This is a genomic window from Vibrio sp. CDRSL-10 TSBA (assembly GCA_039696685.1).
GTDB lineage: Bacteria > Pseudomonadota > Gammaproteobacteria > Enterobacterales > Vibrionaceae > Vibrio.
Map to the genome: position 1 here is coordinate 1,383,094 of CP155566.1, position 13,462 is coordinate 1,396,555.

The window sequence follows — 13,462 nt, forward strand, 5'->3', positions numbered from 1 at the left end:
GTTACAGTCCTTACTTCAGTTGAGCGAGTTCGTCGTTCAGCATAGGGAGATCGAGGTTTTGTTGTTTCGCGCAGCGTTTGGCGATGTCATAGCCGGCGTCGGCATGGCGCATCACGCCGGTGGCCGGGTCATTGTGCAGTACGCGTCCGATACGTTGCGCGGCATCGTCGCTGCCATCACAGCAAATGACCATGCCTGAGTGTTGCGAGAAGCCCATACCAACGCCGCCACCATGGTGCAGGGATACCCAGGTCGCGCCGCCCGCTGTGTTAAGCAGGGCATTAAGCAGCGGCCAGTCGGAAACGGCATCTGAGCCATCCAGCATGCCTTCGGTTTCGCGGTTCGGGCTGGCAACTGAGCCTGAATCGAGGTGATCGCGGCCAATCACGACGGGGGCTTTCAGTTCACCGTTGCGAACCATTTCGTTAAAGGCCTGACCAAGGCGTTCACGGTCTTTCAGGCCGACCCAGCAGATACGAGCAGGCAGGCCCTGAAACTGAATACGCTCACGGGCCATGTCCAGCCAGTTGTGCAGGTGCGGATCATCGGGGATCAGCTCTTTGACTTTCTGATCGGTTTTGTAGATATCTTCCGGATCGCCGGACAGTGCAGCCCAGCGGAAACGGGCCGATTCCTTCACAAAAAAGCGGACGGATGTATGCAGGTACAAAGCCCGGGAAATCAAAGGCGTTGTCGACGCCTTCTTCCAGCGCCATCTGACGGATGTTATTGCCGTAATCGAGCGTGGCCGCACCGCGCTCTTGCAGTTCCAGCATGGCTTTGACCTGAATTGCCATCGACTGTTTAGCCGCTTTCACCACTTTGGCTTCATCGGTTTTACGCATTTCGGCTGCGTGCTGCATGCTCCAGCCCAGCGGCAGGTAACCGTTGAGCGGATCATGCGCTGACGTCTGGTCAGTCACGACATCCGGTGTGATGTTGCGCTCCAGCAGCTGCGGGAAAATATCGGCCGCGTTACCCAGTAAGCCGACCGAAACCGGTTCATCAGATTCGTAAATTATCGCCAGTGCTTCGTCCAGGCTGGTGGCTTTTTTATCGACATAGCCGGTACGCAGACGATAATCGATCCGTGATTCGTCACACTCAACCGCGATCATTGAGAAACCGGCCATGGTGGCTGCCAGAGGCTGTGCGCCGCCCATACCGCCCAGGCCACCGGTCAGTACCCAGCGTCCTTTGGCGTTGCCGTCAAAATGCTTTTTCGCGACTGCAACGAAGGTTTCGTAGGTTCCCTGGACAATGCCCTGTGAGCCGATATAAATCCATGAGCCGGCGGTCATCTGGCCGTACATCATCAGACCTTGTTTATCGAGCTCGTTGAAGTGCTCCCAGTTGGCCCAGTGCGGGACCAGATTCGAGTTGGCAATCAGCACGCGTGGCGCGTTTTTGTGGGTCGGAAAAACGCCCACCGGCTTGCCGGATTGCACCACCAGAGTCTGGTCCTCTTCGAGGCGTTCCAGTACTTCAACAATCTTGTCATAACATTCCCAGTTACGCGCTGCGCGACCAATACCGCCGTATACCACCAGAGATTGCGGATGTTCAGCCACATCCGGATCCAGGTTATTCATCAGCATACGCAGCGGCGCTTCCGTCAGCCAGGATTTAGCCCGCAGGGTAGTGCCGTGCGGTGCGCGGATAATACGACTGGTGTCCAGACGGGTACCTTGTTCTGGTTGCTTGGTCATGTTACAGCTCCTTCATGGTTAAGCTTAGCGCTGCCGCTTGTCGTAGGGTCGGGGTCAGCGCTGTATGGTCAGTCTTGCTCGGTGTCCGTGAGCGTTTTGTTGTTATAACTTGCTCTGCGCCAGTCAGCGCAAAGCGGGTGTTTATTGTATTGAGTCGTACTGGAGAACCGTCTCCTTGCAGTTCAACTCTGTTCAGTTAACAGGGAGAGGGTGCCTTTTTGTCCGCCATGGTGTTGGCAATCTCCCAGCACAAGCGTGCAGCCAGTCTGGCGGTCTGATGGTCGATATCGTAGCTCGGGTTGTACTCGGCGATATCGGCAATCATGAGTTTGTTTTTGTAATGCAGGATACGATCGAGAAACGGACTCAGTGCTTCGATACTGACACCCCGCGCGGCCGGTGCACTAACGCCGGGCGCAGTCGCGGCCGGAAAGACATCCAGGTCGATGGTCAGATACAGATAGTCACAGTCATCGATAAAGTGCTGCAGTTGAGTCATGTGGTAGATGTGGTTGAGTGACGAGAGCGCTTTGTCTTCGACATACCACACGCCCAGTTCATCTGCGCGCTCAAACAGGGCCGCAGTATTGCTGGCCCGGCTCACGCCAAGACAGGCATAGTGAAAACACCAGTTATGTTCGGCGCAAAAGCGTTGGATCTGATAAAACGGGGTGCCGGAGCTGGGTTTAACCTCAGCCTGCTCTGACTCAAACGCGCGCAGATCAAAATGGGCATCAAAATTGATGATCCCGATGCGCGGCGCCTGCGCGCCCGTCTGCTGCAGGTGCGCGGCCAGGCCCTGAAACGTGGCCCAGGCGACTTCATGTCCGCCGCCCAGCACGATGACCGGAGTGCGTTGCAACGCCTGAGTAATCACGCTGGCGGCATCGCCCTGAGCTTGTTCAAGCGCATCGCCCTGGCAGTGAATATTGCCGAGATCATACAGTGGCGAAGCGCGATGCCAGGCCATATTTGCCAGTGCCTGACGGATCAGATCCGGTGCCTGCTGCGCTCCGGTGCGGCCCTTATTGCGCGCCACGCCGGTATCACAGGCAAAGCCGAGTACAGAGACCGCCTGTTGGTCGGGCTCAAGACCGGGCGCAGACTGGCATTGCATTACATGATGCACGCGAGTCCCTAAAGCGCCGTCTTCGGCATCGTGACGACCTTGCCAGGTAAAGTTGTGTGAGGTTTGAATTGCATCAGTCATTGCACAGCACTCCATCGACGATTCGTGCATGTAATCTCGGAAACTCCCACCTGGTAGCTGAGGTCAGCCGGATGGTCGATACTCCAGATCGCCAGATCTGCATCAAAGCTGGGGGCAATTTGACCGCGGGTGTTGGCAAAGCCAAGTGCTCGCGCAGCATGCTGCGTCACACCGCGCAGAGTTTCTTCAGGGGTCAGGCCGAACAGAGTGCAGCCCATATTCATCATTAAGGTTAGGTCGGCAAAAGGTGATGTGCCCGGATTGATGTCGCTGGCCAGCGCCATCGCCACGCCATATTCACGCAGCAGTTCGACCGGTGGTTTTTGCGTTTCCCGTAAAAAATAGAACGCGCCGGGCAACAGGGTTGCCACTGTGCCTGATTGTGCCAGCGCCGCCACACCGGCCTCATCGAGATACTCGATATGATCGGCGGACAACCCCTGATAGCGTGCGGTCAGTGCACTGCCGCCAAGGTTCGACAGCTGTTCGGTGTGACCTTTGACCTGCAGGCCGTATTCGCGGGCGCAGGCAAAGACGCGCTCGGTCTGCTGCAGGTTAAAACCGACCGACTCGCAGAATACATCGACGCTGCTGGCCAGCTGCTGCTCAGCCACAGCCGGGATGATGGTCTGGCAAATGTGTTCGATGTAGGCGTCAGCGCGTCCGATAAATTCCGGCGGCAGCGCGTGGGCAGCCAGTAATGTCGTGCTGACTTTTACCCGCCGGTGTTGCTGCAGGGCCTGCGCCGCACGCAACATTTTCAGTTCGTCTTCCAGTGTCAGGCCATAACCGGATTTAATTTCCACCGAGGTAACGCCGCTACGCAGTAATCCGTCCAGGCGCGGAAGTGACAGTTCAATCAGCTCTTCTTCGCTGGCCTGTCGGGTAGCCGTGACCGTTGAAAGAATGCCGCCGCCCTGAGCTGCGATGGTTTGATACGGCACACCGTTAAGGCGCATTTCGAATTCGTTGGCTCGGTTTCCGGCATAGATCAGATGGGTATGGCAGTCAATCAAGCCCGGCGTGACCAATTTACCGTGGCAGTCTAGCTGTTTGCTGCTGTCAGCGATCGCGTCCGTGGTAATAGCCGTAATCTTACCGTCACGAATATGTACATTCAGCGGTTCAGTTGGCTGGTAGCCATTGGCCTGCGGCTGCATGCTGACAAGCCGGGCGTTGGTCAGAGTCAGGTCCATAATTCCCTCTTGGTGTCACAAGTCGTGTCGCGTGTACTTTGATCTTATGACATTTCTTGTCTGACACCGGGCTTTCGCTGCTTAACGGCGGCGGTCTGGCTGTGTCGTGACAAGATGATTTAATTGTCTGTTTAAATGTATATACAAATAATGATGCAATTAAACGCAACCGACAAGATGAATGTTGCAAAACTGTGATCAACTTTCCGTCTTACGGATGAGGAGGTCTTGCGGCAAACAGAGGTTTGATCTTTCACGAGGTCGAGAATCCTGAAAGATCAAAGCGAACAGGAGAAGTGGCCAATCAGGATAAAACGATCTTTGACGTCAGTTTGTATTTGGAGCCCGGATGATAGAGCAGAGCCGAGCTGACCAGACGATCGCCGCTCCAGGTACGGCGGTTTAACAGCAGGCAGGGCTCGCTGGCGCTCAGTGCGAGCGTGGTTTTGATGTGATTATCCGGCACGATAGCTTCTACCGTATGCTCAATGGCGCTTAACGGGCAATTCTCAGACAGGTATTGATTGGGCGTGATGAGGGTAAAATCTTGTTCGAGGTAGTGCGGTGCGTAGCGGGCATTAACCCAGCGTACCTCCAGTTGCAGCGGGGTATCATTAGCATAATGGAGGATCTCACTGTAAAACACCGCTGTACCGACCATGACGCCCAGTTTAATCGCTACGTTGTCATCGGCAATAAGCTCGCGCTGGCTGATGACTTTGTTGTGGTAGCGCTGACCGCGGCTGACCACTTCTTCGGCAATATTGCGAATATCCAACAACGGGGATTCGGCTTTCTCTTCCGGCGCGCAGACAAATGTCCCCAGACGCGGTCGGCGCTGCAGAATGCCATCGGCAACCAAATCACGGATCGCCTTGTTGACGGTCATCCGGCTGACACTGAACTGCTCGGTCAGCTCCAGCTCGGTACTGATACGATGACCGACCGGCCAACGGCCGGACTCAATGTTGTCCAGAATAAACTGTTTAATCTGTAGATAGAGGGGCGAAGAGGACATACACAATAAACCTTAATTTGAATATACAAATAATCCATAACTGAGCATAAAAATGCAATTCATCGTTTGTCTTTTCATCTTAAGGTGTTAGCTGGCTCCGGTTTTAACCGGGATTAAACTGGTGCCGATAGGCGAGGCTGAACGCGATATCGGTACTGTTGTCCATATTGAATACATTTTCGATCATAGAGAATTCAATCGCGCTGCTTGGTAGCAGGTAACGATAACCGAGCACAAATTCGGTTGATGGTTTGGACATTTCGCTAAAGCCATCTGAAACACCTTCATAAACATGTGCCTCGCCAATCAGATGATGGCGGGCGGCCAGCTCATACTGGTAACTGAGGCCAAATGTGGCGGTATTGTCACGGTATTCAAGATGGCGGAACACAGATTCACTGTGATGAAAAGAGACACCGAGCAGAAACGTTGAACAGATGGCGTTGGTATTGGTAGGCGTAATTGAGCTGCAGTGCCTGTTCGAAGCGACTGTTACTCAGTAAGCCGTGGTCGAGGTCGTTGTAATAGAGTGAGCCTCCCAATGACAAACCCTGGTACTGATCCTGATAGAGCTGATATTGCAGGTACGCCGTCAGCGCACTGCTTAAGGTTTCGCCCTCGAAGTTATCGTAATGGACATCATGATCCGGTACGTCGAGATAAAAGCGATCTCGATCGACGTCTTCTCGTCCTGCCTGATCGAGGCCAAACATGCGATGGAATCCCATTGTGACTTCATCAAGATGGTTGTTGAATGCCACGTTCCAGCGATAATTCATGCCCAGTTGCCAGCCTGGTGACATCTGCCATTTCATGCCGAGAAACAGTTGATTCTGATAGTAGTCAGCTTCGTAATCATCGGTCACAGCCCAGACACTGGCCATGGTTCCGCTGGTGGCAAATTCCATCGTGCCTTGCGGGAGTGAGAAACCGGAGCGTATCTGCGGAGTCAGGGAGTTGGTCTGCAGCGGCGATTGAGCGTAGAGTTGTAACGGGCCATATTGGCTGTTGGCATACGACAGACAGGGGAAGAGCAGCAAAGCTATTAAGCCGTTTCGGGTCTTGTTTATCATGATGTATCCTAGAGCAACCTAATCAACGCAAATGAGGTTGATATTTAACCAATCTATATTGGTGCCGTCCAATTGACATTTTGTATGGTTTGACCAGCAGGTGCCTTGATTGGATATAGTAAAATATCAGTCAGTTAATTGTATTAAATAAGGAATATGCAGTATGGCAGCGCCAACAACGATGACATTTTTTGCCCGTTTTGAAGCCGATATTCTGGCAGGCAGGAAAGTGATCACCATTCGTGATGAAAGCGAGAACGACTATCAGCCAGGTTCAGTGGTTGAAGTGTCAACGCTGGAAGAGGGGCGCTATTTTTGCCATTTACGGATTGAAAAAGTAGAACCGGTGCAATTTTCGCAACTGACCGAATTTCATGCCGAGCAGGAGAATATGACGTTAGATCAGCTCAAGCAGGTGATCAGCGATATCTATCCCGGTATCGAAGAGCTGTATGTGATCCATTATCAGCTGGTGTAGCAGAGCATCGTCTGCCGAGAATACAAAACGCCAACCCTGAGGTTGGCGTTCGACTTATCACTGCGTGTTCACTTTGTGTGATGAGCTTATCCAGTACAGAATTAACCCATTAACGGAATCACTTAGAAAACTGAATCCATTCACAAACTAAAAATTAATCACGTTTCCACAGCATGTGACAAGATTTCTGATCCGGATCGCGGCTGATTAGCATTCGGGCGAATACGTCATCCAGTACGTCATTTTCTTCGTCTACCAGACCAATGCGTACTTCTGCGAACACTTCCTTATCGACTTCGAAACCGACTTCTGCGTCCCAGTCATCACCCACTTCGACGATTTCTGCTGCACCGCGATCTTCAAATTGCGCGGTAAACAGAATGACATCGGCAGGTTCGAGGTTATCAGGTGCCATTTCGAGGAAAATATCGTAAGCGGCGTCGATAGCATCGTCGTAAGAAATTAAATCAGACATAATTAAGCTCGGCTCATAAATTTGCGTTCTGTGGTGTTCACAATAACACGTTCGCCAGTCGCAATATACTCCGGAACCTGAACAACCAGGCCAGTTGCAAAACGAGCTGGTTTAGTACGTGCAGAAGCAGAAGCGCCTTTGATTGACGGATCGGTTTCTTCGATAACCATTTCAACAGAAGAAGGCATTTCGATGGCGACAGCAGTACCGTCTACCAGTACCACTTGCATGCCCTGAATGTCTTCAGTGATGAACAGCAGCTCATCTTCGATATCAGCTTGTTTGAACACGAACTGTGAGTAGTCTTCGTTGTCCATGAAGATGTACTCGTCACCGTCTACGTAAGAGAACGAAATATTGCGTTTGTTCATCTCAACGGTATCCAGGAAATCGTCTGACTTGTAGCGCTCGTCAACACGGGCACCAGTTGTCAGATCAGTACAACGCAGTTTGTAGATTTTAGAGCCGCCGCGACCGCCAGGAGTGGTCACTTCGATGTCTTTGATCAGTAGCGTTTTGCCGTTAGAAACAATCGCAAAACCTTTTTTCAGTTCACTTGCCTTTGGCATGGATTTTTATCCTTCGTTCTAGAGTTGGCGGCATTATAACTAAAGGGCGGGGCAAAAAGGAATATCTCTGCACACTGCGACCTCAAGATAGTGTATTTATGGATGATTATTCGGCAGCGCAAACAGCAAGGTATTGATTCGCGGCGGGTCATCAGCGAACATTATATGAGTGAGTACAGCAATAAGTTAATTCAGCGCGGAGTTTCTGTTTGTCATGACATTGTCGGTCATCGATCCCAACCAGCCTTTTCAACCTGCTTATCAGCCGGCCATTGACGACTTAGTGCGTTTTTTACGGGCCGGATTGGGCGAGGTGCTGCACAGTATTTATATCTACGGCAGTGTGGCACGTAAAACCGCTCAGCCCGGACTCTCTAATCTGGATGTGGTGCTGGTCACTCATCGTGATTTTGACGATAAGAAAGCCACCCTGCTCAATACGATTCGCTGGCGCTTTCAGAAAAGCTTCCCGTTTGTGACCGATGTGGCGATCAAAACCGCTCTGGTGAGCGATGTGGCGACGCTGGAAAGTATTTTTTCCTGGGGGCCGATGCTGCGCCACTGTTGTGTGTGCGTGTATGGCGATAACCTGGGTGACTGCTTTGGTGATTACGAACCGAGCTGGGAAATCGCCAAACACTGGAATATGGATGTGGGTGACTGGCTGGTTTACTACCGGCAAAAAATCGCCAAAGCGGCCACGGCCAAAGAGCAAATCAGGGCCCAGCAGACCATTGCTAAAAAGCTGCTGCGCGCCAGTTATTCGCTGATTATGTACCGTGACAAAAACTGGTATGACGATCCGAAGGAATGTGGTCAGCATTTTGTCCGTTACCATCCGGAGAAGCAGATCGAGGTAGAGCGGCTGAATATCCTGCTCACCGCCAGAGCCATTCCCAAGCGCTCGGTGATTGGTCTACTGGACAGTTTTGGCGTTTGGTTAGTGAAGCAATATGAAAAAACCGAGTTTCGTATCGGCTGAGGGCTCAGATTCGGCGCAAATCGAGGGATTTCTCCCATATTCGAAAGATTTATTTACCATGTATCGTGCGGATTATCATGATATGTGACTGATATGTTAAGCTCAAGGTTCTGTGAGTAAACTCTCGCTCTGTGAGTAAATCGAGTTCTTTGAGTAAATGGAGTCATCTGGGTAAATGGAGTTATAGATGCCAGAGTTGTCAAAACCTCTCGCTTCTGGTCGGGAGCGGTTACTGGATAAAGGCGCACGGTTTATCGTCAGTTCTATGCAGGCGGTACGTGAAAGCATGGTCTGGCTGATTCCTTGTCTCATTTTGTCATCGTTTGCGCTGCTGCTGGCCAGTATGGGCGAATTGTTGCTGGATGATCGCCCGGGTTGGGTCGATGTGATGTATAACACCAATCAGGTTATCGGCGAGTTTCTTTCCTTACCTGATGACGGCGACCTTATCTTACGTGCTGGCAATGCACTGGCGTCTGCCAAGGCCGCCGGTAGCCCTGCTCAACATTTTTTATCTGGTGTTGGCGGCGGCAATGTCACATTCTGATGTGGCACTGATGACTTTTCATATCGTGCTCTCGATCGTTATCCCGCTGTTCTCGGTCCCTCTGCTGGCAAAACTGCTCGCTTTTGAGCGGTTCAATATCACCTCATCCAACAGTGCCGGATCCATCGTTAAAGAATCACTGAATATGGTGATCCCGGCCATCATGGTAGCTGCGGTGGTGATGTTGGTGACTCGTGGTCTGTTTCTCCTGTTATCCCATCTGCCGTTTGAAAGTTTATTCAGCCCCGATTATGCCAATGATCCGTGGCTGTTTGGCCTCACGTTTTCCGCCCTGAATTCGCTGCTGTGGTTTGTTGGTGTCCATGGCTATTATGCGCTGTTGCCTATGGTGAATTTGCTGCAGGAAGCCAGCAGTCTGAGCTATTCGACCGTACTTGCCGGTGGCGCCGCACCCTATGTCATGAACCTGTCTTTTATGGGCACGTTTGTGTTTATCGGCGGCAGCGGTGCGACCTTATCTCTGGTATTGGCGTTGCTGCTGTTTGCGCGTCAGCGCACCCTGCGTTTGATTGCCCTGGCCAGCATTCCGATTGCGTTTATCAACGTTAACGAGATTCTGCTGTTTGGCCTGCCCATCATTTACAACCCGCGTCTGTTACTGCCTTTTGTACTGACGCCGATGCTGAATGTAGTGACCGGCCTGCTCGCGGTACAGTGGGGCTGGGTCAGCGCCCCGAGTGTTTCGGTGCCTTTTCATACTCCGGTACTGTTTAATGCCTGGGTATCGACAGAAGGCGACTGGCACGCCGTGTTGCTGCAATTGTTCAATGTGGTGCTGGGCTGTGCCATCTATTTCCCGGCCGTGAAGCGGATGAATAAGTTCTATGCCGGCAGCGAAATCAAAATTTCCGCACTCAATACCTCTTACCTGCGCCGTGAAGAGGAAGCGCAGTGGCTGCAGGATGACCCGATTCTGCTCGCGCAGCAAAAACAACGTGAACAGCTTAACGTCGAGCAACATCTGCGCGGTATCAGCAGCAAAGAGTTTTGCCTGCAATATCAGCCTCAGGTTGATCCGCGTACTGGCCGGGTGACCGGCTGTGAAGCGCTGATTCGAACCATGGATGAAAAGGGTAATCTGCAATATCCGGGCAGTTTTATGCCCTGGCTGGAACAGGCCGGAATGATGAAAGAGATGGATTTGTGGGTGTTTCGCCGGGTCGCGCAGGACGTCGCCCGATGGCGAAGACTGGGGATGGAGTTACCGGTCAGTATTAATCTTTGCCCGCAGACTCTGGTCGACAGCGACAGTCTGGATATCATCGCGGCATTGATTAAACCGCTATCTGGTCTGGTTCATATCGAAATTACCGAAGAATCGTTGCTGGTGGACGAGCAGTACATTATGTCGGCCTTCAAACGCTTACGCGAGCTGGAATGTGAAATTCACATTGATGACTTTGGTACCGGCTACTCATCACTCAGTTATCTCAACCGCTTTGATATCGATTGTATTAAGATCGATCGTTCGTTTGTGCTGGCGCTGGACAATCCGAAAGGCAGAAAGGTATTCGCCAGCCTGCAGTCTGTGGCTGAGTCGCTGGATCTGAGTGTGATCGTGGAAGGTGTGGAAACAGAGCAACAGCTGAGCTGCATTGAAACCGGCCCCGAGGTGTCCGTTCAGGGCTGGTATTACGCCAAAGCACTCAATAGTGACGATTTAGTTGAGTATGTGCGCCAGGCTCAGAATAAGCCCAACTGAGGCGCACTCAACTGGTCGAATTGCCGGCCGATGAACGGCAGTATGGCATCGGCAACCGGTTTGAGCTGTTTGTCGATGTAATGCTGATAGTCCATCGCGCTGCGCTGATACTCTTTCGGCTCTGGCCCGTTAACCGTGATGCAGTATTCAATCAGCCCACGGTTCTGGTATTGCAACGGACGTCCGAGACGTTGATTGATTTCATCGGCCATACGGGCTGCACGTACCTGCGGCGGCACGTTTTTCTGATACTCATGCAGCTTACGGCGCAGGCGTTTCTGATACACCAACTCTTCATCGTGTTCACCGGCCAGCGTCTCCTCGACAATCCGGCGGATATAATCATCAGGCTGCTCGCCATGGAAAATCATCCGGTACAGTTCGGATTGGAACTGTTGTGCCAGCGGAGTCCAGTCGGAACGGGCGCTTTCCAGCCCCTTGAACACCATTCTTTGATTGTCACCCTCACCAATCAGTCCGGCGTAACGCTTTTTCGAGCCGGTTTCTGAACCCCGGATGGTCGGCATCAGAAATTTGCGGTAATGAGTTTCATATTCCAGTTCGAGAATCGAATTGAGGGCGTACTCTTGTTTGAGGTGTTCGCGCCACCATTGGTTGATGTGTTGTACCAGTGACTGACCAATTTGGTCGGCATCCTGCTGCGAGTGTTCATTGCCGAGCGAGACGAAGGTCGAGTCGGTGTCACCGTAAATGACCTGATAACCGCGCGCTTCGATGAGCTGTTTGGTCTGCTTCATGATCTCGTGCCCGCGCATGGTGATGCTGGACGCGAGGCGGGTATCAAAAAAGCGGCAGCCGGACGACCCCAGCACGCCATAAAACGAGTTCATGATGATCTTTATCGCCTGGGAGAAGGCTTTCTCGTTGTTCTTTTTCGCCACGTCACGTGCGGCCCACAGGTTCTCGATCATCTGTGGCAGAAAATGCCGGCTGCGGTGAAACTGGCCGCCTCGAAAACCGGGCACAGCCTGGTCAGGTGCGTTGCCAATCTCCAGCTGCAGCCCTTCAATCAATCCCATCGGATCAATCAGAAATGAGCGAATAATGGACGGATAAAGGCTTTTAAAATCCAGCACCAGCACCGAATCGTACAGGCCGGGGATTGAATCCATCACATAGCCGCCGGGACTGGCCAGCCAGTTTTCCGAATGCAGGTTGGGAGCGATGTAACCGGCGCGATGCAGCTGCGGCAGGTACAGATTGGTGAAGGCGGCAACCGAACCGCCGACGCGATCGAGTTTCGACACCGGTCAGACGCGAGCGCTCAATGGCAAACTCAAGCAAATGTGTGTGCTCAAAGATACGATTCACCAACACACAGTCCTGCAGGTTATATTTGGCCAGAGACGGTTTGTCTTCACGATACATGCGATTAATTTCGTCCATGCGGTCATGTACGTTATGAATCGCTTTCCCTTCGCCGAGCAGTTCTTGCGAGACCGACTCCAGTGACCAGGAGCGAAAATGGTAGGTCGCGGTTTTGAGGGTATCGATGCCATCGAGCACAACGCGGCCGGGGATAGTGATAAAGCCTTGTTGCGTCTGGCTGGCGGTGCGGAAAAAGCTCGGTTGGCGAGCGCGGCCGAGCATCAGTTTTAGCTTGTGCCACTCCGCGCGTTTATGCAGCAGACGAAAGTCAAAATCAATCACGTTCCAGCCGACGATGACATCCGGGTCAAACTTTTCGAACCACTCTACCATCGCGGTCAGCAGGGCATATTCGTCCTCAACCCACTGAATCTGAGTTTCTGCCGTTTGCGGTTTGCCGACCATGATAACCCGGCTGTCCATCTCGGAGTCGAGTCCGACAGAATAGAGAATGCCTTTTTCTGAGCACTCAATATCCAGTGAGACAACCTTGAGGTTGGGAATGTAATCGCCCGGGCGACACTTGACCTGCTGGGCGCTGGAGTAGGCGCCCATCGACTGGGCCGGACCGGAAAATTCGACGCTGCCACGAATAAAACGCTCCATCAGGTAGCGGTCGGCAAGGCGAATGTCCGCTTCTAGAGTCAGCAACTCCGCCTGGGTCAGATGCGAGACGAGTGCATTGGAATGCTGGATCGAATCACTGTAACAAGCGGCCAGTGGCTGTTGCTCGAATGATTTGAGCGGCAGGGGGCGAAACTGTGCCTGCAGACGATGTTGACGGGCGATGTTCTGCGCAGTGTCAATATCCTGCTGGAGGATAAAAAACACCGGCTGTTCGCCACGGATCAGCAGTTGAGTCGGGCCTTGCTCAGTCGCCAGCCACAGTTCGATCTGGGTCTGGCCTCTGACGTCCCGGGCTTGTCTGGTTAGTAAAAAGCCTTGTTGAATACTCACGTTTCTGATCCGCTATTTATTGTGCCGAGTGGTCATTATGCCGACGGATTATTATGCTGACTGGCAATAATTGACTTCACCGTTGCCACTGTGCGACTTTGTCCGCAACCGGACCAAGAAAATTGCATATAATGAT

8 protein-coding genes and 4 pseudogenes are annotated in these 13,462 nt (G+C 52.4%); 3 read left to right on the forward strand and 9 right to left on the reverse strand.

Annotated features, from left to right (window positions below):
• Nucleotides 1-10: 10 nt before the first annotated feature.
• The 6 genes and pseudogenes from hutU to ABDK09_13880 all read right to left on the reverse strand — a co-directional run bounded on the left by hutU (nt 11) and on the right by ABDK09_13880 (nt 6,206).
• Nucleotides 11-1,709 (reverse strand): annotated as a pseudogene (hutU, locus tag ABDK09_13855) (urocanate hydratase).
• 196 nt (nt 1,710-1,905) lie between these two features.
• The gene (gene hutG, locus ABDK09_13860; protein XAW90480.1) at nt 1,906-2,919 is read right to left on the reverse strand and encodes a formimidoylglutamase; all 1,014 of its coding nucleotides are present in this window, start codon (nt 2,917-2,919) and stop codon (nt 1,906-1,908) included.
• Nucleotides 2,912-4,115: pseudogene (gene hutI, locus ABDK09_13865) on the reverse strand (imidazolonepropionase). The gene hutG and the pseudogene hutI overlap by 8 nt, the downstream one beginning before the upstream one ends.
• A gap of 304 nt (nt 4,116-4,419) precedes the next feature.
• Complete coding sequence (gene hutC / locus ABDK09_13870) at nt 4,420-5,133, reverse strand: histidine utilization repressor (GenBank protein ID XAW90481.1); 714 nt, start codon at nt 5,131-5,133, stop codon at nt 4,420-4,422.
• A 103-nt stretch (nt 5,134-5,236) separates the two neighbouring features.
• The gene (locus tag ABDK09_13875; GenBank protein XAW90482.1) at nt 5,237-5,524 is read right to left on the reverse strand and encodes a DUF3187 family protein; all 288 of its coding nucleotides are present in this window, start codon (nt 5,522-5,524) and stop codon (nt 5,237-5,239) included.
• Nucleotides 5,525-5,528: 4 nt separating this feature from the next.
• Nucleotides 5,529-6,206, reverse strand: a complete 678-nt coding sequence (locus tag ABDK09_13880; protein ID XAW90483.1) for a DUF3187 family protein — start codon at nt 6,204-6,206, stop codon at nt 5,529-5,531.
• A gap of 163 nt (nt 6,207-6,369) precedes the next feature.
• Between ABDK09_13880 and yqfB the strand changes: the two genes are divergently transcribed.
• Nucleotides 6,370-6,684 carry a N(4)-acetylcytidine aminohydrolase gene (yqfB, locus tag ABDK09_13885; GenBank protein ID XAW90484.1) on the forward strand — a complete coding sequence of 105 codons (315 nt, stop codon included), beginning with the start codon at nt 6,370-6,372 and terminating at the stop codon, nt 6,682-6,684.
• Between the two features lie 154 nt (nt 6,685-6,838).
• Here yqfB and ABDK09_13890 read toward each other — a convergent pair whose 3' ends face one another.
• Together ABDK09_13890 and yeiP are read right to left on the reverse strand one after the other, a co-directional pair.
• Nucleotides 6,839-7,159: an HI1450 family dsDNA-mimic protein gene (locus tag ABDK09_13890; protein XAW90485.1), complete on the reverse strand. Its 321-nt coding sequence runs from the start codon at nt 7,157-7,159 to the stop codon at nt 6,839-6,841.
• Nucleotides 7,160-7,161: 2 nt separating this feature from the next.
• A complete protein-coding gene (yeiP, locus tag ABDK09_13895; protein XAW90486.1) occupies nt 7,162-7,728 on the reverse strand; it encodes an elongation factor P-like protein YeiP in 567 nt (188 codons plus the stop codon).
• Between the two features lie 214 nt (nt 7,729-7,942).
• On the opposite strand from yeiP, the gene ABDK09_13900 reads away from it, so the two are divergent.
• Together ABDK09_13900 and ABDK09_13905 are read left to right on the forward strand one after the other, a co-directional pair.
• Complete coding sequence (locus ABDK09_13900) at nt 7,943-8,710, forward strand: nucleotidyltransferase domain-containing protein (GenBank protein ID XAW90487.1); 768 nt, start codon at nt 7,943-7,945, stop codon at nt 8,708-8,710.
• A 187-nt stretch (nt 8,711-8,897) separates the two neighbouring features.
• A pseudogene (locus ABDK09_13905) lies at nt 8,898-10,980 on the forward strand (EAL domain-containing protein).
• On the opposite strand, the pseudogene ABDK09_13910 reads toward ABDK09_13905, so the two are convergent.
• Nucleotides 10,962-13,326, reverse strand: a pseudogene (locus tag ABDK09_13910) (DNA polymerase II). The pseudogenes ABDK09_13905 and ABDK09_13910 overlap by 19 nt on opposite strands.
• Nucleotides 13,327-13,462 lie beyond the last annotated feature (136 nt).

Coding starts and splice junctions, on each gene's coding strand:
- yqfB (XAW90484.1), top strand. CDS start 6,370: ATGGCAGCGCCAACAACGATGACATTTTTTGCCCGTTTTGAAGCCGAT.
- ABDK09_13900 (XAW90487.1), top strand. CDS start 7,943: ATGACATTGTCGGTCATCGATCCCAACCAGCCTTTTCAACCTGCTTAT.
- hutC (XAW90481.1), bottom strand. CDS start 5,133: ATGTCCTCTTCGCCCCTCTATCTACAGATTAAACAGTTTATTCTGGAC.
- ABDK09_13890 (XAW90485.1), bottom strand. CDS start 7,159: ATGTCTGATTTAATTTCTTACGACGATGCTATCGACGCCGCTTACGAT.
- ABDK09_13880 (XAW90483.1), bottom strand. CDS start 6,206: ATGATAAACAAGACCCGAAACGGCTTAATAGCTTTGCTGCTCTTCCCC.
- yeiP (XAW90486.1), bottom strand. CDS start 7,728: ATGCCAAAGGCAAGTGAACTGAAAAAAGGTTTTGCGATTGTTTCTAAC.
- hutG (XAW90480.1), bottom strand. CDS start 2,919: ATGACTGATGCAATTCAAACCTCACACAACTTTACCTGGCAAGGTCGT.